General features: G+C 64.0%; 19 protein-coding genes. 8 read left to right on the top strand and 11 right to left on the bottom strand.

Translation table 11 applies throughout. The features are described 5' to 3' along the window. Positions 1-45: 45 nt before the first annotated feature. The gene (locus ACX0MV_RS05620) at positions 46-420 is read right to left on the bottom strand and encodes a tetratricopeptide repeat protein (RefSeq protein WP_458981484.1); all 375 of its coding nucleotides are present in this window, start codon (positions 418-420) and stop codon (positions 46-48) included. A gap of 154 nt (positions 421-574) precedes the next feature. Between ACX0MV_RS05620 and pyk the strand changes: the two genes are divergently transcribed. Continuing rightward, positions 575-2,026, top strand: a complete 1,452-nt coding sequence (gene pyk / locus ACX0MV_RS05615; RefSeq protein WP_458981483.1) for a pyruvate kinase — start codon at positions 575-577, stop codon at positions 2,024-2,026. A gap of 109 nt (positions 2,027-2,135) precedes the next feature. Here the strand turns inward: pyk and ACX0MV_RS05610 are convergent, their stop codons facing one another. From ACX0MV_RS05610 to ACX0MV_RS05600, 3 genes are read right to left on the bottom strand one after another with little or no spacing between them, the layout of a single operon-like run. Continuing rightward, the gene (locus ACX0MV_RS05610; RefSeq protein ID WP_458981482.1) at positions 2,136-2,909 is read right to left on the bottom strand and encodes an enoyl-CoA hydratase; all 774 of its coding nucleotides are present in this window, start codon (positions 2,907-2,909) and stop codon (positions 2,136-2,138) included. Between the two features lie 42 nt (positions 2,910-2,951). Beyond that, entirely contained in the window at positions 2,952-3,893 is a 942-nt protein-coding gene (locus ACX0MV_RS05605) for an iron-sulfur-binding ferredoxin reductase (protein WP_458981481.1), read from the bottom strand. Beyond that, complete coding sequence (locus tag ACX0MV_RS05600) at positions 3,886-5,016, bottom strand: GGDEF domain-containing protein (protein ID WP_458981771.1); 1,131 nt, start codon at positions 5,014-5,016, stop codon at positions 3,886-3,888. Before ACX0MV_RS05600 ends, ACX0MV_RS05605 begins: the two co-directional genes overlap by 8 nt. A 207-nt stretch (positions 5,017-5,223) precedes the next feature. On the opposite strand from ACX0MV_RS05600, the gene ACX0MV_RS05595 reads away from it, so the two are divergent. Then, a complete protein-coding gene (locus tag ACX0MV_RS05595) occupies positions 5,224-6,747 on the top strand; it encodes a fumarate hydratase (RefSeq protein ID WP_458981480.1) in 1,524 nt (507 codons plus the stop codon). A 90-nt stretch (positions 6,748-6,837) separates the two neighbouring features. Here ACX0MV_RS05595 and ACX0MV_RS05590 read toward each other — a convergent pair whose 3' ends face one another. After that, positions 6,838-7,044 carry a hypothetical protein gene (locus tag ACX0MV_RS05590; RefSeq protein ID WP_458981479.1) on the bottom strand — a complete coding sequence of 69 codons (207 nt, stop codon included), beginning with the start codon at positions 7,042-7,044 and terminating at the stop codon, positions 6,838-6,840. A 141-nt stretch (positions 7,045-7,185) separates the two neighbouring features. Here ACX0MV_RS05590 and ACX0MV_RS05585 point away from each other — a divergent pair, with 141 nt between their 5' ends. From ACX0MV_RS05585 to ACX0MV_RS05560, 6 genes are all read left to right on the top strand, one after another. Beyond that, positions 7,186-7,860 carry a DUF1028 domain-containing protein gene (locus ACX0MV_RS05585; protein WP_458981478.1) on the top strand — a complete coding sequence of 225 codons (675 nt, stop codon included), beginning with the start codon at positions 7,186-7,188 and terminating at the stop codon, positions 7,858-7,860. Positions 7,861-8,169: 309 nt separating this feature from the next. Then, positions 8,170-9,669: an ATPase domain-containing protein gene (locus ACX0MV_RS05580; RefSeq protein WP_458981477.1), complete on the top strand. Its 1,500-nt coding sequence runs from the start codon at positions 8,170-8,172 to the stop codon at positions 9,667-9,669. Then, a complete protein-coding gene (locus ACX0MV_RS05575; RefSeq protein ID WP_458981476.1) occupies positions 9,656-11,767 on the top strand; it encodes a hybrid sensor histidine kinase/response regulator in 2,112 nt (703 codons plus the stop codon). The genes ACX0MV_RS05580 and ACX0MV_RS05575 overlap by 14 nt, the downstream gene beginning before the upstream one ends. Positions 11,768-11,788: 21 nt before the next feature. Then, on the top strand, positions 11,789-12,520 hold the full coding sequence (locus tag ACX0MV_RS05570) for a DUF72 domain-containing protein (RefSeq protein WP_458981475.1): 732 nt from the start codon (positions 11,789-11,791) through the stop codon (positions 12,518-12,520). 127 nt (positions 12,521-12,647) lie between these two features. Continuing rightward, a complete protein-coding gene (locus ACX0MV_RS05565; RefSeq protein WP_458981474.1) occupies positions 12,648-15,098 on the top strand; it encodes a PAS domain-containing protein in 2,451 nt (816 codons plus the stop codon). 104 nt (positions 15,099-15,202) lie between these two features. Further along, entirely contained in the window at positions 15,203-17,563 is a 2,361-nt protein-coding gene (locus tag ACX0MV_RS05560; RefSeq protein WP_458981473.1) for a DNA polymerase II, read from the top strand. Between the two features lie 24 nt (positions 17,564-17,587). Here the strand turns inward: ACX0MV_RS05560 and ACX0MV_RS05555 are convergent, their stop codons facing one another. The 6 genes from ACX0MV_RS05555 to ACX0MV_RS05530 all read right to left on the bottom strand — a co-directional run bounded on the left by ACX0MV_RS05555 (position 17,588) and on the right by ACX0MV_RS05530 (position 22,383). Continuing rightward, on the bottom strand, positions 17,588-17,944 hold the full coding sequence (locus tag ACX0MV_RS05555) for an FKBP-type peptidyl-prolyl cis-trans isomerase (protein WP_458981472.1): 357 nt from the start codon (positions 17,942-17,944) through the stop codon (positions 17,588-17,590). Positions 17,945-18,030: 86 nt separating this feature from the next. Further along, the gene (locus ACX0MV_RS05550; protein WP_458981471.1) at positions 18,031-18,189 is read right to left on the bottom strand and encodes a hypothetical protein; all 159 of its coding nucleotides are present in this window, start codon (positions 18,187-18,189) and stop codon (positions 18,031-18,033) included. A 252-nt stretch (positions 18,190-18,441) separates the two neighbouring features. Continuing rightward, positions 18,442-19,413: a hypothetical protein gene (locus ACX0MV_RS05545; protein ID WP_458981470.1), complete on the bottom strand. Its 972-nt coding sequence runs from the start codon at positions 19,411-19,413 to the stop codon at positions 18,442-18,444. 51 nt (positions 19,414-19,464) lie between these two features. Then, on the bottom strand, positions 19,465-19,959 hold the full coding sequence (locus ACX0MV_RS05540; RefSeq protein ID WP_458981770.1) for a PA2171 family ribosome-binding persister protein: 495 nt from the start codon (positions 19,957-19,959) through the stop codon (positions 19,465-19,467). 230 nt (positions 19,960-20,189) lie between these two features. Further along, positions 20,190-21,344 (bottom strand): phospholipase D-like domain-containing protein, encoded by a 1,155-nt coding sequence (locus ACX0MV_RS05535; RefSeq protein WP_458981769.1) that lies wholly within the window; start codon positions 21,342-21,344, stop codon positions 20,190-20,192. A gap of 151 nt (positions 21,345-21,495) precedes the next feature. Next, complete coding sequence (locus tag ACX0MV_RS05530) at positions 21,496-22,383, bottom strand: acyl-CoA dehydrogenase middle domain-containing protein (RefSeq protein ID WP_458981469.1); 888 nt, start codon at positions 22,381-22,383, stop codon at positions 21,496-21,498. Between the last annotated feature and the right edge of the window lie 67 nt (positions 22,384-22,450).

The raw sequence follows: 22,450 nt of genomic DNA, 5'->3' as shown, positions 1-22,450 counted from the left end.
GATTTGGGCCTGTCAGCTTACCCGTAGTTGTCCCTGTTACGCAGCTCAGCGCGGTGCCGCGCTCGGTTTTGCCGGCTCCAGCGGGTCGTAATGCCCCAACTGGCGCAGGGTTTCCAGGCGCGCGCGAGCGCGATAGGCATACTCGCTGGTGGGGTAACGACCGATGATGTACTGGTAGGTCTGCGCGGCATCCGGGAACAGGCTCTGGCGCTCCAGGCACTGGCCGCGCAACAGCGAGATCTCCGGCTGCACGTAGTTTCTCGAACGGCTGGCACGCTCCGCCTTCGACAGATCAAGCATGGCCGTGTCGCAATCGCCCAACTCGTAGGCGCGGTAGGCGCTATCGAGATGATGATCGAGCGAAACACGGTTACAACCCGCGACGCTAAGCGCCACGACAATCAACAGCAAGGCTCGCATGGGGGACCTCCTTCAGTGAGCAGTGTATCGACCGGCTGCCGCAATTCTGCAGCATGTGCCTTGATGGCAAGCGCGAAAAGTAGTGGCGCGTAAAAATGACTACAGCGTGGCAGCGTAGTAGCCTCGCGTTCTGCTTGAACTCAGGAGCCTGCGCATGACCTTCCGCCGCACTAAAATCGTCGCCACCCTCGGCCCATCCAGCAATGCCCCCGACGTCCTCGAACAGCTGATCCTGGCTGGCATCGACGTGGCGCGTCTGAATTTCTCCCACGGCACCCCAGACGAGCACAAGGCCCGCGCCAAGCTGGTCCGCGAGCTGGCCGCCAAGCATGGCCGTCACGTTGCCCTGCTGGGCGATCTGCAAGGTCCGAAGATCCGCATCGCCAAGTTCGCAGACAAGCGTATCGAGTTGAAGATCGGTGACCGCTTCACTTTTTCCACCCGCCATCCGCTGACCGCAGGCACCCAGCAGATCGTCGGCATTGATTACCCCGACCTGGTCAAGGATTGCGGCGTCGGCGACGAGCTGCTGCTCGACGATGGCCGCGTGGTGATGCGCGTGGACTCCGCCACCGCCGATGCGCTGCATTGCGTGGTGCTGATTGGCGGTCCGCTGTCCGACCACAAGGGCATCAACCGTCGTGGCGGCGGCCTGACCGCTCCGGCGCTGACCGAAAAGGACAAGGCCGACATCAAGCTCGCCGCCGAGATGGAGCTGGATTACCTGGCCGTCTCCTTCCCGCGAGACGCATCGGACATGGAATACGCGCGCAAGCTGCGCGACGAAGCCGGCGGCACCGCCTGGCTGGTGGCCAAGATCGAACGCGCCGAAGCTGTGGCCGATGATGAAACCCTCGACGGCCTGATCCGCGCCAGCGACGCGGTGATGGTTGCCCGTGGCGACCTGGGTGTGGAGATCGGCGACGCCGAGCTGTGCGGCATCCAGAAGAAAATCATCCTGCACGCCCGCCGTCACAACAAGGCGGTGATCACGGCGACGCAGATGATGGAGTCGATGATCCAGAACCCGATGCCGACCCGCGCGGAAGTCTCCGACGTGGCCAACGCCGTGCTCGACTACACCGACGCGGTAATGCTCTCGGCGGAAAGCGCCGCCGGCGCTCACCCCCTGGAAGCGGTGCAGGCTATGGCGCGCATCTGCCTGGGCGCGGAAAAGCACCCGACCAGCAAGAAATCCAGCCACCGCATGGGCACCGAGTTCGAGCGCTGCGACGAAAGCATCGCCCTGGCGGCCATGTACACGGCCAACCACTTCCCCGGCGTGAAAGCGATCATCGCGCTGACCGAAAGTGGCTATACCCCGCTGATCATGTCGCGCATCCGTTCTTCGGTGCCGATCTTCGCCTTCTCCCCGCACCGTGAAACCCAGGCCCGCGCGGCCATGTTCCGCGGCGTCTACACCGTGCCGTTCGACCCGGCAGCCCTGCAACCGGGCGAAGTCAGCCAGGCGGCGGTGGACGAGCTGCTCAAACGCGGCCTGGTCGAAGCCGGCGACTGGGTGATCCTGACCAAGGGCGACAGCTATCACGCAATCGGTGGTACCAACACCATGAAGCTGCTGCATGTAGGCGAAGCGCTCGTATAACCGTCGTCCTGCAACGCAAAGGCCGCTCAATCGAGCGGCCTTTTTGCGATCAGTAGGGTGCGCCATGCGCACCGGCATTCTCAGGAAAACCCAATGCGCACAGCGCACCCTACGTGAACGTGCTGAAATCCGGTGTACGTCGCTGCATAAAGGCAGTCAGCGCCTCGATGGCTTCCGGCGAGCGCAGACGCTGGCCGAACAACGCGCCCTCCTCTTCGATCACCCGACGCAGTTGCTCGCGATCCGGCGCGCGCATCAGGCGCTTGCTGTCGGCCACCGCGGCGGGCGCCAGCTGCTGGAAGCGCAGGGCCATTTCGCGGGCCTTGGCCAGGGTTGCCGGGCCATCGTCCATCGCCTGATTGGCGATGCCCCAGGCAGCAGCCTGCTCACCGGTAAAACTCTGCCCCAACAGCAGCAATTCGGCAGCGCGGGCGTGGCCCAGCAGGCGCGGCAGGATCAGGCTGGAACCGTATTCAGGGCACAGCCCCAGGTTGACGAAGGGCATCTTGAGCGTGGCATCACAGCTGACGTACACCAGGTCGCAGTGCAGCAGCATGGTCGTGCCGATGCCCACCGCGGGGCCGGCAACCGCCGCCACCACCGGTTTGCTGAAGTCGAACAGGGCCTGCATGAACTGGAACACTTCGCTGTTCAGCCCGCTCGGCGGCGCCTTGATAAAGTCGGCGACATCATTGCCGCTGGTAAAACAGCTCTCCCCACCAGTGATCAGCACGGCGCGCACGCTTTTATCCTGATCGGCCTGCACCAGCACTTCGGCCATGCCGCTGTACATGGCGCGGGTCAGGGCATTCTTCTTGTCCGGGCGGTGCATGCGCAGGGTCAACAGCCCGTGTTCGCGCTCAACCAGCAGATGCTCACTCATCAATACGACCTCGCAAGGGGCGCGCGCCAGCAGCCTGAGCGGCTAGCGGGCGTGCGGCAGAAACACGTCGGCGAACACCTGGCTGCGCGGCAAGCCCGCTAGGTACAGGCGGCGCGCAAAGGTTTCGACATTGTCGGGATGGCCGCAGAGTAAGGCGATGGTTTGTCGGGAAACAAGCCGCAGTTCAGCCAAAGCAGCCGTCAACTCGGCCGCGCAGAGCAGCTCGACCTGCACCTGCGGATGGCAGGAAGCCAAGGCCTGCAGGGGTTCGGCGAAGTAATGCGCAGAGGCATCATGGGCCAGGTGAATGACCCGAATGGCACCTTGATGATTCTCTCGCAGCGCCTCGCGCAGTACGCCATACAACGGCGCCAGGCCGGTGCCCGCGGCCATCAGCCACAACGGCCGCGCCTGCCAATCCGGGTCGTAATGCAGGGCGCCGCCGCGCAGGTCACCCAGGCGCAGCTCATCGCCCGGCTGGAACGACCGCGCAACATCGCTGAAAGCACCTGGCTGACGGCAATCCAGATGAAATTCCAGCCAGGGGTCTTCACCCGGCAGGCTGGCCAGCGAATAGGGCCTGGCAACTCCGCTCGAAGTCCACAACACCAAATGCTGACCGACCCGGTAACGCAGCGGTTGCTCGGGCCGCACGCGCAACCGCAGCACTGTCGGGCTCAGCCAGTCGCAGCCTTCGATGTGCGCAGGACGGCCGTCCTTCAGCGGATCGAACACTTCGATCTGCAGGTCGCCGCTGACCCGGCACTGGCACGCCAGCCGCCATCCCTGCTCACGGCGCGCCAGGTCCAGCGCTTCTGGCTTGGCATCTTCCGGTTCGCCGCGCACGCAACGCACCATGCAGGCGTGGCAACTGCCCGCCCGACAGCTGTAGGGCACAGCGATGCCGGCGCGGTGCAAGGCATCCAGCAGGTTACTGGCAGGGGCGACGTTCAGGCGTTGCTCGCCGACCAGCAACTCAGGCATCGGCAGCGTCTTCCCAGGCGGCGGCACAGCGGTTACGGCCGCTATCCTTGGCCTGATAGAGCGCCTGGTCGGCGCGGTGCAGCGCCTCGTCCAGGTCGTCCCGTTCGCGCAGCAACGTCATGCCGACAGACAAGCTGAGTGCGCCGAGCTTCAGGCCCACCGGCTCCGACTGGCTGTAGGCCTCGCGCAACCGCTCGCAGCAGGCGACCACCTGATCCGCTTCGGTATTGGGCAAGAGCAGGACGAATTCCTCGCCGCCATAGCGGGCAATGATGTCGCCCTCACGCAGGCAGGTTTGCGCCACGCTGGCGAACGTCTGCAGCACGCGGTCCCCGGCGGCGTGACCGTGGGCGTCGTTGATACGCTTGAAATGGTCCAGATCGATCAGCGCCAGGCCATGCTGCCGGTCGCCACGCAGTGCGGCGAGCTGGCGACCGGCCAGGCGCAGGAAATGGCGGCGGTTGTACAGGCCGGTCAACTCGTCCGTGGCAGCCAGGTCTTCGAGTTGACGCATCATCCCGCGCAGGGTGTCCTGGTGCGCCTGCAAGGCGAATCGGCGCTGGCGCATGCGCTTGCGCATGGCCTGGGTGTAGCTGGCGAACAGCGTGATCCACACCAGCACAGCGGCGAGCACACTGGTCTGCATGATCGCCAGGGCCGGGTCGCTCAGTTGATAGGTGTAGGCTTCGTACAGATTCAGCCCGGCAAAACCGAAGAACGCGAACAACGCGCAGCGGGCGAAGGTACGCGGCGGCAGCTGGAATATGCCGAACAGCAGAATCAACAGGTAGACCACCAGCAGGCTGCCGCGGCCATCGGCGCACAGCGCCATCAAACCGGTGAGCCAGCCCAGCGCCATCAGCACTTGGGCCTCGGTCAGGCTCGGGTCGCGAAAACGCAGGTTGGTCTTGGAAACGAACAGCGCGAGCAGCGTCAGTTGGCTCAACACCACCAGCCCGGTAAACGCCAGCATGGCCTGCGGCGAGCCGCGCATCAGGTCATTGAACACTGCCACCCAGCAGAGCAGCGCGGTTAACGCATAGGTGCCCGCTGCCATGCCGAATCGCTTCAGCAGCAGGCTTTGCAACCTACGCTCATCATTCCATTGGCCACTCATACTGATGGGCTCCGCCCCGTACTGGCATCTTGCCGCCACTCTACCCCCGCGCCGGCAAAAAGCCTAGGCGATTACCGACACGGGGCCCGGCGCTGCCACAGGGAAACTGTGCCCCTGGGGACAGCCGCGATATACTGCGCCGCCTTTTTGTAGCTGCGTCGGGCATGGTCCGGCGCTTCCTTGGATGTTCCCGAAAATAGAGGTGCGCTTAGCATGACCGTGATCAAGCAAGACGACCTGATTCAGAGCGTCGCCGACGCCCTACAGTTCATTTCCTATTACCACCCCGTGGATTTCATCCAGGCCATGCATGAGGCCTACCTGCGCGAAGAATCGCCCGCCGCGCGCGATTCCATGGCGCAGATCCTGATCAACTCGCGCATGTGCGCCACCGGCCACCGGCCGATCTGCCAGGATACCGGCATCGTCACCGTCTTCATCAAGGTCGGTATGAATGTGCGCTGGACCGGCGCCACCATGAGCGTCGACGACATGATCAACGAAGGCGTACGCCGCGCCTACAACCTACCGGAAAACGTCCTGCGTGCCTCGATCCTCGCCGACCCGGCAGGTGCCCGCAAAAACACCAAGGACAACACCCCGGCCGTGATCCACTACTCCATCGTCCCCGGCGACAAGGTGGAGGTGGACGTCGCAGCCAAAGGCGGCGGCTCCGAGAATAAATCGAAGATGGCCATGCTCAACCCGTCCGACTCCATCGTCGACTGGGTGCTGAAAACCGTACCGACCATGGGTGCTGGCTGGTGCCCGCCGGGCATGCTCGGCATCGGCATCGGCGGCACCGCCGAGAAGGCCGCGGTGATGGCCAAGGAAGTGCTGATGGAGCACATCGACATCCACGAGCTGAAGGCCCGTGGCCCGCAGAACAAGATCGAGGAAATGCGCCTCGAGCTGTTCGACAAGGTCAACCAGCTGGGCATCGGCGCCCAGGGCCTGGGCGGCCTGACCACCGTGCTCGACGTTAAGATCATGGATTACCCGACCCACGCCGCCAGCCTGCCGGTGTGCATGATCCCCAACTGCGCCGCCACCCGTCACGCCCACTTCGTGCTTGATGGCAGCGGCCCGGCCGAGCTGGAAGCGCCGGACCTGTCCGCCTACCCGGAAATCGTCTGGGAAGCCGGCCCGAGCGCGCGCCGGGTGAATCTGGACACCATCACCCCGGAAGAGGTGCAGAGCTGGAAACCGGGCGAGACCGTGCTGCTCAACGGCAAGATGCTCACCGGCCGGGATGCTGCGCACAAGCGCATGGTCGACATGCTGAATAAGGGCGAAGAGCTGCCGGTAGACCTCAAAGGCCGCTTTATCTATTACGTCGGCCCGGTCGATCCGGTACGCGAAGAAGTGGTCGGCCCGGCTGGCCCGACCACCGCTACGCGGATGGACAAGTTCACCCGGCAGATCCTCGAAAGCACTGGCCTGCTCGGCATGATCGGCAAATCCGAGCGCGGCCCGATCGCCATCGAAGCGATCAAGGACAACAAGGCCGTGTACCTGATGGCCGTTGGCGGCGCTGCCTACCTGGTCGCCCAGGCGATCAAGAAGTCCAAGGTGCTGGCCTTCGCCGAGCTGGGCATGGAAGCGATCTACGAGTTCGAGGTGAAAGACATGCCGGTCACGGTGGCGGTCGACACCAATGGTGAGTCGGTGCACATTACCGGCCCGGCGATCTGGAACAAGAAGATTGCCGACAGCCTGGCGGTCGAAATCCAGTAGGCGCAGCCGCGTCACGCTGACAAAAAAGCCCGGCCGAGTGCCGGGCTTTTCATTGCGCGAGCATCGCGCCTGCGGCTTGATCGAAAGCGGCTAACGCTGCAACTTTCGCTCGGCTTCGGCGGCCTTCTGGTTGATCTTCTGCGCCTCCTGCTCCTTGGTCTTCACCGATGTCGGCGTAATCGCCTTGTCGACCTGTTCGGTGGCCGGGTTGGGCCGTTCGATATCCTTGCGCACGACATCCACCGGTTCGCCGGTTTGGTCGCGGGCCGGCGCGTCGGAATTCTGCTGTTTGGTCATGGTCGTCTCCTCCACTCGGTTCGTTCAGTTTCGAGTGATCGCCCAGCGCAGGAGTTCAGCCTGCGTGCGCGCCATGCCGGCAAGCGGAACGAAGCGGTGTTGCCACAGCCAAACAAAGACCCATCGCTATCGGAAAACGACATGACCTTTTCAATCGTGGCACGGTGCCCGCGCACCGGGCAGTTCGGTGTGGCTGCGGCAACCGCGATGCCCGCCGTCGGCAAACTCCTGTCGCATGCAGCCGCCGGCTTTGGCGCCGTGGCAACCCAGGCCCAGGTCAATCCCTATCTGGGTCTCGACGGGCTCGCCTTCCTGCGTGAAGGCGACTCGGCGGTGCGGGTGCTTGAACGCCTGGCCGCCACCGACCCGTGCATGCCGCTGCGTCAATGCGCGGTTATCGATGCCAAGGGCCAGACCCGCTGCTGGACCGGCGATCAATGCCTGCCGTGGGCCGGTTCCCTGGCCGGCGAGCAGTTCTCGGTCCAGGGCAATCGCCTGACCGGCCCGGAAGTTCTGCAAGCAGTCGCCAACGCGTTCAACCGCGACCCGCAGCTGCCGCTGATCGAGCGTCTGATCGAGGCCATAGCCGCGGCGGATGTGCACGGCGGCGACCGCCAGGGAGAAGCCTCTGCCACCGTCTACGTCGTGGATAAGGAGGAATATCCGCTCTGGGATATTCGCGTCGACCACCACCCGACGCCGGAGCAGGAGCTGCGTCGCCTGCACAAGGTATTCGAGCAGCAGGTGCTGCCTGAAATCCTCGCCATGCCGACCCGCGAAAACCCGGCCGGAACGGTTCAGGAAGACACCATCTGAGCACGCTTCGGCGTTTTTTTTCGCAGCGGCCAAGCCCGGCTAGACTTGCGTTCCAGGGCCATTGGGGCGCCGCACGAGCAGCTGGAGACTGAACAACCGAAGCGGCCGCGAGTCGAAAACCCTAGCGCGGACAGGTCGATGTTGTGTCCTCACAACATCTCAGCCGCAGTTATTTCGCGCACATCGCGCGTCAGTTTGGATGCCGCTAATCGCGTATCCACCGTACAGGAGCATCACCGTATCAGCGCGATCTTTGAGCCCGCGATTGGGCACTTTCCAGCACCCCTCAGCAGAAGAGGACTGTGAAAAATGGACGCTATAGAACGGATTCCTTCGGGAAGCCAGGGACTCGACACCATCCTCAATGGCGGCCTGCCGCCTAACCGGTTGTATTTGGTAGAAGGCTCGCCAGGCGCCGGGAAAACCACCCTGGCCTTGCAGTTCCTGCAACAAGGCGTGGCCCTCAACGAACGCTGCCTGTACATTACCCTGTCCGAAACCAGCGAAGAGCTGGAAGCCGTTGCTATTTCCCACGGCTGGTCACTCAATGGCATCGACCTGTTTGAGCTGGCCTCGGCGGAAGAGGTGCTTGGCGATGGTCGTCAGCAATCGATCCTGCACCCCTGGGAGATGGAACTCGGCGGCACCATCCGCCTGATTCAGGATCAGGTGGAACGGATACGCCCCACACGGGTGGTGTTCGACAGCCTCTCGGAGCTGCGCTTGCTGGCCCAGGACCCGCTGCGCTACCGCCGCCAGGTGTTGGCCCTCAAGCAATTTTTCGCACCACGCAAGGCTACGGTGTTGCTGGTCGACGACCTCACCGGCAACCGCGGCGAACGCGATGCGCACCTGCACAGCCTGTGTCATGGCGTCGTGACGCTGCAGCGCCTGACCTTGGAATTCGGTGCCTCGCGCCGTCGGCTGCAGGTGCAGAAACTGCGCGGGGTCGACTTCGTCGCCGGCATGCATGATTTCATCATTCGCAAAGGCGGTATTCGCGTCTTCCCGCGCCTGATCGCCGCGCAACACCATGTCGCGTTCGAGGGCGAGCCGGTGCTAAGCGGCGTTGCCGGCCTGGATGCGCTGCTCGGCGGCGGCCCGCTGCGGGGCACCAGCACCCTGGTCACCGGCCCCGCCGGTTCAGGCAAGACCACCCTGGCGTTGCAGTACGTCGATGCGGCCTGCCTGCGTGGTGAACGCTGCACCATCTATGAGTTCGACGAGCGCATCGCCACCATGCTGGTGCGCTCCGGCTCCATGGGCATGCACCTGCAGCAGCATATCGACAATGGCCTGCTGGACATCCGCCAGATCGACCCGGCCGAGGTATCCCCCGGGGAATTCGCCTGGCTGGTACGCGATGCAGTCGAGCAGGACAACTGCCGCCTGATCGTGATTGACAGCCTGAGCGGCTACCTCGCTGCCATGCCGGAAGAACAGCAACTGATCCTGCAGATGCATGAGCTGTTGTCCTACCTTAGCCAGCGTGGCGTCAGCACCTTCCTGCTTAACCCCCAGCATGGCCTGGTTGGCACCATGTCGACCAACCTGAACGTTTCCTACGTTGCCGATGCCATAGTGCTGTTGCGCTTTTTCGAAGCGGAAGGGCGCATCCGTAAAGCCATTTCGGTGATCAAGAACCGCAGCGGCAACCATGAAGACACGATTCGCGAGCTGCGCATCGACAAGCACGGCGTCCGTGTCGGCGAATGCCTGGTGAACTTCAAGGGTGTACTGACCGGCACGCCCGAATACGATGGCAACACATCGCCGCTGATGGAAAACCGAGCCAGTGACATCATCTAGAACCTTAGCGCAGGGACGCCGCGTACTGATCAGTGCGCCCTTTGGTCGCGATGCCGAGAGCATTGCTGCGCTATTGGCGGGCGACGGGTACGAGGTTGTCATCTGCGAAAACCTGCAGGATATCGCCCAGCAACTCGACGAAACGGTCGGTGCCGTACTGGTGACGGAAGAAGCCCTGGGCGGCGACATGGCCCCCCTGCAGTGGGCGCTTGAGGCGCAGCCATCCTGGTCCGACGTGCCCTTTATCCTGCTTTCCGCACGGCAGGTCGGTCGCATCCAGCCCCACGAAGCGGCGCGCTTGCGGCTGCCGGATGTCGCCACCAACGTCATCGTCATCGAACGGCCGCTGGGCTCGGTATCACTGCTGAGCGCCGTGGCATCGGCAATGCGCGCGCGACAGAAGCAGTTTCTCATTCGTGACCAGTTGACTGAGCTGGCCGAAAGCCGCCGGGCGCTGCAGGCCAGCGAAAGCGAGCTGCGCTTGGTCGCGGACTCCCTGCCGGTGCTGATCGCGTTTATCGATGCAGACCTGCGCTACCGCTTCGCCAACCGAGCCTATGAGGACTGGTTCTACCGGCATCCGCGGGAAATCATCGGTCGCAAGGTTCAGGAGCTGTTCAGCGAGTCCGACCTTGAACGGCGCTTGCCCTATATGCAGAGCGCCCTCGCCGGTATTCCTTCGCGCATCGAGCTGGCGTGGCCGCACCGCGACGGCAGGCGCCGCGACGCCGATATCCGCTACCTGCCCAGGCGCAATTCGCGCGGTGAGGTGGATGGCTTTCACGTCTTCGTGCTGGATATCACCGACAGCAAGAAGGTCGAGGAAGTGTTGCGCGACACCGCGGGCACGCTGGAACTGAAGGTCGCCGAGCGCACCGCCGAGCTGCACAACGAGATGCACAGCCGCGCGCAGGCCGAGGCGGCGCTACGGCAAAGCCAGAAGATGGAAGCCGTCGGGCAACTGACCGGCGGCATCGCCCATGATTTCAACAACATGCTGACCGGCATTCTCGGCGCCATGGACATCATGAAGCGGCGGATCGCCAGTGGCCGCTTCGACGACCTGGACCGTTTCATGGACGCCGCTAGCTCCTCGGCCAACCGTGCAGCCGGGCTGACCCAGCGCCTGCTGGCGTTTTCCCGACGCCAGTCGCTGGATGCCAAGCCGGTGGAATTGCACGGGCTGCTGCGCTCCCTGGAAGAGCTGATCAGCCACACCATCAACGAACGCATCAGCTTGCATATCGATTACTGCGCCGACGAACAGCCGGTCATCGCCGACGCCAATCAGCTGGAAAGCGCCATTCTCAACCTGGCAATCAACGCCCGTGACGCGATGCCCTACGGCGGCCAGTTGCGTCTGTCCACCCGCAAGGTCGAACTCAGCAGCGCCGACGTCGCCAGCATGCCGCACCTGGAGGCCGGCCATTACGTGGTAATCAGCCTCGCCGATACCGGTGTTGGCATGGCAGCGGAAGTGCTGGAAAAGGTCTTCGATCCGTTTTTCACCACCAAACCCATGGGCCAGGGCACCGGCCTGGGACTGTCGATGGTCTACGGCTTCGCCCGGCAGAGCCGCGGCCAGGTGCTGATCGACAGCACGCCAGGGGTCGGCACCACGGTCAGCCTGTATCTGCCCGCCGCGACCAGCATGGCGCTGCAGGAGGCTGCGGTGGAGGCGCCCTCGCCGCCAGGTCGCGGCCAGCACGTACTGGTGGTGGAAGACGACGATGCCGTACGCCTGCTGGTACGCGAGCTGCTCGAAGAGCTGGGCTATGCCACCGTCGACGCGGCGGAGCCTGAGGCGGCGACGCTGGTGCTGGCATCCGCCAAGCCGATCGACCTGATGATCTCGGACGTTGGCCTGCCCGGCATGAACGGCCGCCAACTGGCGGAGGTCGCGCGTCAGTACCGGCCGCAGTTGCCGGTGCTGTTCATCACCGGCTATGCGGAGAACGCCGCCATTCGCTCCAGCTTCCTCGGCACCAATATGGACATGATCAGCAAGCCGTTCTCCATGACCGACCTGGCCAGCAAGGTCAGCGAGATGCTGCCCGCACCGCCACCGGTAACGCACCTCTCGTCGCAATCCGTCTAGGTATCGGCAGTGCTGGAGAACATGCGTCAGATACAGCTCGGTTGTGCCGGCTGGAGTCTGCCGCGCGAACAGTGGCCTGCCTTCACAGCCGAGGGTACGCACCTGCAGCGCTACGCCTCGCGGTTCTGCGCCGTTGAAATAAACAGTTCGTTCTACCGCCCCCATCGCCCTGCCACCTATGCGAAGTGGGCCGCCAGCGTACCGGCGGCGTTCCGCTTCGCCGTGAAAGTGCCAAAACAGATCACCCACGAGCGGCGCCTCGTTGATTGCGCGGGCCTGCTTGATGATTTTCTCGGGGAATGCGGCGAGCTTGGCGAGAAGCTCGGCTGCCTGCTGATTCAGCTGCCACCGTCGCTGCGCTATGACGCCGCGACCGCCGAGGCCTTTCTCGCCACGTTGCGCACGCGTTACTCCGGCCTGGCCGTGATCGAACCGCGGCACGCCAGTTGGCTCGCCGCCCATGACCTGCTGGTGGCGCAGCAGATCGGCCAGGTCGCCGCTGACCCTTCACCGCTGCCGCACGGCGACGAACCGGGTGGCTGGCCGGGCATCCGCTATTTCCGTCTGCACGGTTCGCCGCGCATCTACCACTCCGCTTACGCCGCGGCGCAGCTGCAAGCGATGGCCAGCCAACTGCACAGCGAACGTGCGCAAGGCCGGGCCTGCTGGTGCATTTTCGACAACACCGCCAGCGGCGCAGCGACTGCCGATGCCCTGCATCTGCAAACGCTGCTGAACGGGTACGTCGGCTAAGCATATCGAGCGGTTTATTGAGGCAATCTCCCGCTGGCATGCCGTGCGCCTAGATTCATCTCAAACGATGCCAGCCCGGCAGGGTCCAACAAGAGCCAGTACCGGCATTCTTCATGTAGCTATCGCAATGCCATCCAGCTCCGACATCGATACTCATCCATCCTTTCTCACCGGCGGCGGTGAGCTCGGCAGGCGCATCCGCGAGTTCGACTGGAGCGATTCGACACTGGGTCGGCCGGAATCCTGGCCGCCGGCGCTGCAAACGGTGATCGGCATTCTGCTTGGTTCCCAGCAACCCATGTTCGTTGCCTGGGGCGACCAGCACACGCTGCTGTACAACACCGCCTACGCGCGGATTCTCGGCGACAAGCATCCAGCTGCGCTGGGCGCGCCCTTTCTCGAGACATTTGCCGAAATCCGCGACGACCTGGTGCCCATCGTCGAGCAGGCCTATGCCGGCCACGCGGTGCACATGGACGACATCACCCTGGTGATCGACCGCCATGGCTACCCTGAGGAGACCCACTTCGCCTTTTCCTACACCCCCATACGTAGCGAAAACGGTGAAGTGGCCGGGTTCTTCTGCCCGTGCGTGGAGACCACCGCCCATGTGCTTGCCGAACGCCACCGGGCCGCCGAAAGCGCGCGGCAGCGCCGGCTGTTCGACCAGGCTCCCGGTTTCATCGCCATCCTGCGCAGCCCGGAACACCTCTTCGAATTCACCAATGCCGCCTATCTGCGCTTGTCTGGCGGGCGCGACCTCAGAGGCAAGTCAGTACGCGAGGCCTTCCCCGAGCTCGAGGGCCAGGGCTTTCACGAATTGCTCGATCAGGTCTACCGCAGCGGTGAACGCTTCCTGACCTTTAGCATGCCGATTCTTCTCAACTATTCGCCGGGCAACCCACCCGAAGAGCGCTTTCTCGATTTCATCTACGAGCCGGTCATCAACGAGGCCAACCAGGTCACCGGGATCTTCGTCCAGGGTCACGATGTCACCGACAAGCTCCGCGCCCAGCAAGCACTCTGCGACCTGAACGAGACCCTGGAGCGCCGCATCGCCGCGCGCACCATCGAGCGCGATCGGGTCTGGCGCAACTCCCGCGACATCCTGGTGATCATCGACAGTGAGGGCATATTTCGTGCGGTGAACCCGGCCTGGAGCGAGGTCCTGGGCCACGCGCAGGATGAGGTGGAAGGCCAGCCCGTTGACGCATTCATCTGGCCCGACGACCTGGCATTGACCCAGGCCGGGCTGGCGCGCGCGATCTCCAACGACCTGATCAATTTCGAGAACCGCTTTAGGCACAAGGACGGCACGCCACGCTGGGTGTCGTGGCATACCTCCTTCGAGGGCGATCTGCTGTATGCCTACGGCCGCCACATCACCGCCGAAAAGCGCCAGGCCCAGGCACTGCGTGAAGCCGAGGAACAGCTGCGCCAGGCCCAGAAGATGGAAGCGGTAGGCCAGCTCACAGGCGGCATCGCCCATGATTTCAACAACCTGCTCACCGGCATCATCGGCTCGCTGGAAATCATGCAGAACCGCGTCGCCAAGGGTCAGCTGCAGGGTATCGAACGCTATATGCAGGGCGCGATGAATTCCGCACAACGCGCCGCGGCGCTGACTCATCGTCTGCTCGCGTTCGCCAGGCGCCAGCCCCTCGACCCGAAGCTGGTGGACGCCAATCGCCTGATCGCCGACATGGCCGAGCTGATCGAGCGCACGCTTGGTCCGCTGTACCAGCTCGAACTGCGCACCGAGGAGGCGCTGTGGATCACCCAGTGCGACCCCTATCAGTTGGAAAGCTCGATCCTCAATATCGCGATCAATGCCCGCGACGCCATGCCTGAAGGCGGCACGCTCACCATCGAGACTGCCAACGTCCAGCAGCTCGACAACCGCATCAGCACCCAGAGCGGCATCATGCCCGGCGACTACGTGATGATCCGGATCGCCGACACAGGCCGCGGCATGTCGCCTGGGGTGATGGAGCACGCCGTCGAGCCGTTCTTCACCACCAAGCCCCAAGGCCAGGGCACCGGTCTGGGGCTGTCGATGGTCTATGGGTTCGCCAAGCAGAGCGAAGGCCACCTGAAGATCGACTCCATGCTCGGCGAAGGCTCGACGGTCGCGATCTACCTGCCTCGCCATACCGGTAACGCCGATGTGGTACAGGCCGAGCCCGAGGCAAACGTGCCCAGTTCGACCGCCAGGGAAACCGTGCTGGTCGTCGAGGACGAGGCGCTGATTCGCGAGCTGATCGTCGACCTGCTGACCGACCTCGAATTTGACGTCCTGCAGGCCGCCGATGGCCTGAGCGGGCTGGCATTGCTCAAGGCCCAGAAGCCTATCGACCTGCTGATTACCGACATCGGCCTGCCAGGGCTGAACGGGCGGCAGCTTGCTGAGCAGGCGCTGGTCGAGCACCCCGCGCTGAAGGTGCTGTTCATCACCGGCTATGCGGAAAACGCAACGCTGGCCCGGGGGTTCATGAGGCCGGGGATGGAGATGATGACCAAACCGTTCACCATCACCGCGCTGGAACAGAAGATTCAGGGCATGTTGCAGCCGAGCTGAGCCGTACATCGACTGGCCGCCGATCACAGCAATCGCCGCTCGCTGCGCAAACCCGGCCGCGGCCACGTAGAATCGCCGGTCAATCAGGCCTCGAGGTGGCAACGGTGGAGTTACAGCAGGGTTTCGTCCTGACCCGGCATTGGCGCGACACCCCCGCCGGCACGCTCGTCGAATTCTGGCTGGCGACCGACCAGGGGCCGCGGCATATCCGCCTGCCGTACCAACCCTCAGTCGCATTCATTCCGGCGGCGCAGCGCAGCATGGCCGAGGCAATGCTGCAGGGCGAGCGCGATGTCGAGCTGCGGCCGCTGGGCTTGCGCGACTTCCAGCAGCGCCCGGTGCTCGGGCTCTACTGCCGCCAGCACCGCCAGCTGATGAATATCGACAAGCTGCTGCGCAGCGTCGGCGTTGATGTCTACGAAGCCGATATCCGTCCGCCGGAGCGCTACCTGATGGAGCGCTTCATCACCGCGCCGGTCTGCTTCGGCGGCACGCAGGACGCCAGCGGCACGCTGATCGAGGCGCAGATCAAGCCGGCACCGGACTACCGCCCGCACTTGAAACTGGTGTCACTGGACATCGAAACCAATGCCCGTGGCGATCTCTACTGCATCGGCCTGGAGGGCTGCGGCCAGCGTCAGGTGTACATGCTTGGCCCGGCCAATGGCGACGACGCGGCGCTCGACTTCCAGCTCGAATACTGCGAAAGCCGCGCGCAGCTGCTGAAAAAGCTCAACGAATGGCTCGCCCGGCACGACCCGGACGCGATCATCGGCTGGAACCTGGTGCAGTTCGACCTGCGCGTGCTGCATGAACACGCCCAGCGGCTGCAGGTGCCGTTGCGCCTCGGCCGTGGCGGCGATGCCATGGGCTGGCGCGAACACGGCAGCCGCAGCAACCACTATTTCGCCGAGGCCGCCGGCAGGCTGATCATCGACGGCATCGAGGCGCTGCGCTCGGCGACCTGGAGCTTTGCCTCGTTCAGCCTGGAAAACGTCGCACAAACCCTGCTCGGCGAAGGCAAGTCGATCGACACGCCGTACGAGCGCATGGACGAAATCGACCGCATGTTCGCCGAGGACAAGCCGGCCCTGGCCCGTTACAACCTCAAGGACTGCGAACTGGTGACACGGATATTCGCCAAGACCGAGGTGCTGACCTTCCTCCTCGAACGCGCCACCGTCACCGGCTTGCCCGCCGACCGCAGCGGCGGCTCGGTGGCTGCCTTCTGCCACCTGTACATACCGCGCATGCACCGCCGCGGTTTCGTCGCGCCGAACCTCGGCGAGCGGGCGCCCGAAGCCAGCCCTGGCGGCTTCGTCATGGATTCGCGACCCGGCCTGTACGAGTCGGTGCTGGTGCTCGATTACAAGAGCCTGTACCCCTCGATCATCCGCACCTTTCTGATCGACCCAGTCGGGCTGGTCGAGGGCCTGCGCCTCGCCGAAGACGAGACGGTGCCCGGCTTTCGCGGTGCGCGCTTCTCGCGCAGCAGCCACTGCCTGCCTGAAATCGTCGAGAACGTCTGGCAGGGCCGCGAATCGGCCAAGCGCGAAGGCAATGCGCCGTTGTCCCAGGCGCTGAAGATCATCATGAATGCCTTCTACGGCGTGCTCGGCTCCAGCGGCTGCCGTTTCTTCGACCCGCGCCTGGCGTCCTCGATCACCTTGCGCGGCCACGAAATCATGCGCAGGACCCGCGAGCTGATCGAAGCCGAAGGCCATGCGGTGATCTACGGCGATACCGACTCGACGTTCGTCTGGCTCGGCCGCGCCCACGACGAGGCGCAGGCCACGCAGATCGGCCAGGCCCTGGTGCAGCGGGTCAACCACTGGTGGCGCGAGCACCTGCGCCGTGAGTTCGCCCTGGAAAGCGCGCTGGAACTGCAGTTCGAAACCCACTTCACGCGCTTCCTGATGCCGACCATCCGCGGCGCCGAGGAAGGCAGCAAGAAGCGCTACGCCGGCCTGGTCAGGCGCAGCGACGGCAGTGAGGAAATGGTGTTCAAGGGCCTGGAAACGGTGCGCACCGACTGGTCGCCACTGGCCCGACAGTTCCAGCGCGAGCTGTACCTGCGGATCTTCAATCGCCAGCCCTACCAAGACTATGTGCGCGAGTACGTACGCCGCACGCTGGCCGGCGAGCTGGACGAGCTGCTGATTTACCGCAAACGCCTGCGCCGTCGGCTCGACGACTACCAGCGCAACGTGCCGCCGCATGTTCGCGCGGCGCGCATCGCCGACCTGTACAACGACCAGCAGGGCCGCCCGCGGCAATACCAGAGCGGAGGCTGGATCAGCTACGTGATCACCGTTGCCGGCCCGGAGCCGCTGGAAAACCGTCGCGCGCCAATCGACTACGACCATTACCTGACCCGCCAGCTGCAACCGGTGGCAGATGCCATCCTGCCGTTCGTAGCGGACGACTTTGCCACCCTGGTCGGCGGCCAGCTCGGCCTGTTCTAGGGCTGCTCGGCTTTAAACCGCCAATCAGTCATCGCGGGTCAGGACTTCCAGCAGCTCGACCTCGAAAATCAGGTTCGAATTAGGCTTGATATGGGCGCCGAACTGGCGCTCGCCATAGCCCAGGTGCGCGGGCACGAACAACCGCCGCTTGCCGCCTACCCTCATGCCCATCAGGCCCAGGTCCCAGCCCTTGATCACCCGGCCGGTGCCGATCACGCACTGGAACGGCTTGCCGCGATCATAGGAGGAATCGAATTTGCTGCCGTTTTCCAGAAAGCCGTCGTACTGAGTGGTAATCAGAGCGCCCTTGACCACCGCCTTGCCGTCGCCCAGCTGAATGTCCTCGATTCGTAGCTCGTCGCTTACCGATGTAATGCTCATGCCACCCTCCTTTGTCGGCAACGCTGCCAGGCAGGGGTTGTCGCAGGATTTGGCCGCGCTGGCAACCGCCATCGACACCAGCACGGCTACGTTGCCTGGGCAGGCAAAAACGAACCGATAAAAAAGGCTCTGCCCCATCCGGGGTAGCGTTCAGATATCGGCACCAAAGGCTGACTTGTAGGGTGCGCCGTGCGCACCAGCACCAGCATCGGCATCGGCATCGGCATCGGCATCAGCATCAGCATCGGCGCAGCGTGTTGGTGCGCACGGCGCACCCTACATTTCTCGTCACGCCTCTCCAACGTGCTCCATGCGCCACGCAATGGTAAATAGCCATAAAAAAGGGGCGCTTTATGCGCCCCTTTCGATTGCAGCCAAGTCTCTACAGCAGAATGGCCAACAGGATGATCAACGGGATCGGTACCCCGAGAAAGAACAACAGGATCGAGCGCATGGGATTCTCCAGAAGCTGATTGGCAGACACTGACGGACCTTGCTCAGGTCCGTGTCAGCGCCACGTGATCACGCTGTTTGCCACCGAAGGTAGCGGCAAGGCTGGCAACGAACGCTCCGCACAGCAGCGCGACGAACATCCACAGGGCACTCCATGCCGCTACTTCGCGGGCGCTCTCGGCAGCGGCCTGAACCGCGGCCTTGGCGTCTTCCAGCGCCTGTATGGCACGGGCATACGCCTGCTCGACCCGCTGCTCCGCTTCCTGCGGGCTCAGGCCGGTACGCTGGGATACGACCTGGGCGAGGTACTGCTGATCCTCATCGCTCAGTTGACCCTGCGCCGACAGGCTGCTGGTCATGAAAATGCGCAACGCCTCGGCACGCATGGCCTCCTCGTCGCCAGCCTGTGGCGCGGGCTGCATCGCCAGCGAGGACGCTGCAACGCCGTTGCCTTGTCCGCCACCCCCTTGTTCGCGCCCTTCTTCGCGAAACAGGGTGTCGATGTAGTAATCCAGCGAACCTTCATCCGTTTGCTGCATGCCTTCGCTAACCATACCGGCAGCGCCGCTGGCGGCACTGAATGCTACTGCCGCACCGGCCTTCAACCCGCCGCTGAGTACGCTGCCGACCGAGCCCATTACCAGGGCGGCGGTCAGCAAGGTTGCCAGCGACCAGGCGAGAAAGCCGTGGGCGGTGTCGCGAAAGAACACTTCATCACTGTGCACATAGGCCCAGCGCACCCGCAACCGACCGGCTAGGTACCCACCCAGACCAGACGCCGCGACTTGGGTCAGCGTCAGCCAGAGAATCGCGGAGATGCCCAGGGTTTCCGCGCTGACGCCGCTGTCGAACCAGGGCGAAACCGCGGTAAAGCCGAAGCCCACGCCGAGCAGGATGAGGATAAGCGACAACGCCGCCGCCCCCACCGCACCCGCGACAATCGCGCGCCAGGAAACCCCTGGGTTATTGGTGTGCCCGTGCAGATCGTCTGCGTAGGCGCTGCTGGTTTCGATCATGTGCAATTCCCTTTCTGAAGTGCGGCTGCAGGATGCGACTTACAGGCAGCGTTAGGCAGCTTGATTGGCCGATTCCAGCTTCATGGCAGCGGTGATTTCTTTCTTCAGTTCAGCCTTGCGCGCTTCCATCTGTGCGCCCATTTCCTCGAGTGCGGCTTTACCAAGCACCTTCTGCGCCTGCGGGAACAGCTCTTCTTCTTCCTCTTCGATATGGTGCTCAAGCAGCTCCTTGACCACCTTGACCCGGCCGGTAAACTCGGGCGCGGAAGGATCGGTCACTTTCAAGTCCGGCAGCACCAGGGCATCGACGGTGCGGTGCTCTTCCTTGGCCTCGTAATACATTTCGGCTTCTTCCTTGCCGCCCGCTTCCTTGAAGGCTGGATAGAGGATTTCTTCCTCAAGCTTGGTATGGATGGTCACTTCCATTTCCAGCTTCTGCAGCAATTGGGTGCGGCCTTTGACGGCGCGATCCGTGGATTCCTGCAGCTGGCTGAGGATGTCCTTGACGGTTTCGTGGTCGGCTTTCAACAGGTCGATGGCATTCATGGTCATTGGCTCTCTCAACGGAAAATAGGTCGGGTCTAAAGCCCTTCGGCAAGACAGGAGCACCGACCATGCCAACCATTACACTCAGTAAAAATCCTTATAAATCAATTTCTTGATTTTGATGACCAGAGCTGTTTCCGTGCAAGCTGCATGATAGCGCCCTCCCCCCAAGGCGATTTGCATGAAGGCGCTGATGGCATTTCGATGGTGTAGGCGAGCAACCGAAGAACTCAGGGCTTGCGGTCTAGCACATTGATCACCAGGCGGTCGAGCCAGCCCCACAGACGTTGCTGTGCGCGCCGCCACAGCGGCCTGGCGCGCCATTGCTCGAGGGTGACTTCCTCGCTGGCGGCGAAGTCGTCGAGGAACACCTGGCGCGCTGCCGACGCCAGCGAGTGGTCCAGCGCCTCGAGGTTGGCGTCGAGGTTGAACCGCAGGTTCCAGTGGTCGAAATTGCACGAGCCGATGCTCACCCAATCGTCGACCAGGACCATTTTCAGGTGCAGAAAACGCGGCTGATATTCGAAGATCCGCACCCCGGCCCTGAGCAGCTTGGGGTAATAGCGGTGGCCCGCATAGCGCACCGAAGGGTGATCGGTGCGGCTGCCGCTCAGCAGAAGGCGCACGTCGACGCCGCGCGCCGCAGCCTTGCGCAGCGCGCGGCGGACTTTCCAGGTTGGCAGGAAGTACGGCGTTGCCAGCCAGATCTGTTGTTTGCTCAGGGTCAGCGCGCGGATCAGCGACTGGAGGATGTCGCGGTGCTGCTGGGAGTCGGCATAGGCAACCCGACCCAGCCCGTTGCCGGCAGGCGGCCGGGGAAGATGCTTGAAGCCCGAACGCGCCTGGACGCCCCAGACGAAACGCGCATTGCAGGCCAGCCATTGGCGGTCGAACAACTGCTGCCAGTCGCCGACCAGCGGGCCTTCAATTTCCACCATCAGTTCATGCCAGGCGCTCTGTGCCTCGCCAGGTAGCCAGAAATTGTCGGTGGCGCCGGTGCCGCCGACGAAGGCGAACTGCTCGTCGATGAGCAGCAGCTTGCGGTGATCGCGGTAGAAGTTGCGCAGCCCGCGGCGCCAGCGCAGCGGGTTATACCAGCGCACCTGCACGCCCGCATCGCTGAGGCGCTGGCGATCCCTGGGCAGCAGCGCCTGGCAGCCGAAGTCGTCGAATAGGCAGCGCACCCTGACGCCGCGTTGCGCCGCCGCGCAGAGCGCATCCAGCAGGGCGTCAGTGCAGGCGCTGGTTTCCACCAGGTATTGCTCGAGTTCGACCTGCTGCAACGCCGCGTCGATGGCGTGGATCATTCGCGGGAAAAACGCCGGGCCGTCGCTGAGCAGGGTGAACCTGTTGCCCTGGCGCCAGGGGAAAACCGTGTCGATCATGGGCATGCGGCGAGCGACCAGGCGAGGGATTGGCAGTTATGCATGGGCGTCCATCTGCGGTGCAGGAGGCCGCCACGATAGTCGCCCGGCGTGGCGTTGCAAAGCCTCGGCATTGACCGGACCGCAAGGGCGCCGGCGCAGCCAGAGCATTTCAATCGACTGCTGCAAATGTCGCCTGGGCCTTTTCCAGGCGCTTGCGCCGGGCGCTGTTGGCGATCGACAGCAGGCCCTTGTCGCGTGCCCACAGGCCTGCCCAGTGCGGAAGACCGCTGGCGAAGGCAGCGTCCAGTTCGGCATTGAGGCTGGCGAACTGGGCAAACAGCCCGGCCAGCAGCAGGTGGCTGCTCGCCGCGCGCGGACACAGCCGGGCCAGTTCGGCGCAGCCGGCGAGCAGCCCAAGCAGGCGCAACTGCAGGGGCTGAGGCCAGCCTGATTCCTCGCCGACGCCGTACAGCCAGGCTGTGACAGCGGCGAGTACGTGCAGGTCTTCGAGGCTGCGAAAGGGTTTCACGTAGGCGTCCCAACCGTCGCCGGCCAGGCGCTCGCAGGGCGCCTGATGCAGGTGCAGACGGCCGTGGTCGATGTCCGGCATCAACGGCAAGGCGGGCAACGCCTCGACTCGCACCCCCGGTGCGCCGTTATGCACCACGCCCAGCGCCAGGCGCGCGGGATCGCCGGGCGTCTCTTCCCGGGCCGCTACCAGCAGCCAGTCGGCCGCACCGGCCGCCGTGACGAAATCCTTGCGGCCTTCGAGCGTCAGGCCGGTCAGTCGGGTGTGCATGTCCGCCGGCCGAGTGCTCTTGTTTTCGGTCACGCACAGCGCTCCGAGCGACCAGGGCGCCGACGGCCACAACGCCCGCAGCGCGCCCTGGTAACCCGCCAGGAACGCCAACCCCGGCGTGGCCGCAAGGCGTCCGCCGAGGAGCGCCAACTCGAATGGCGTCGGCCTGCCAAGCCGGGCCAGCACGCTGGCGTACCAGTCCTCCAGCGGCGCGGCTGGCAGGCGTAGCTGAGGGTTCAACAGTTGTTGCCAGGGCATGGAAACTCCTTGTCGCACTTAATAAAAGCCGCTGTCACGCAAGCGTCACCAAAGCTTCACGGGGGTG

This window comes from Pseudomonas cistanchae (genome assembly GCF_054483635.1).
This window is presented reverse-complemented; position numbering and strand designations above follow the sequence as displayed.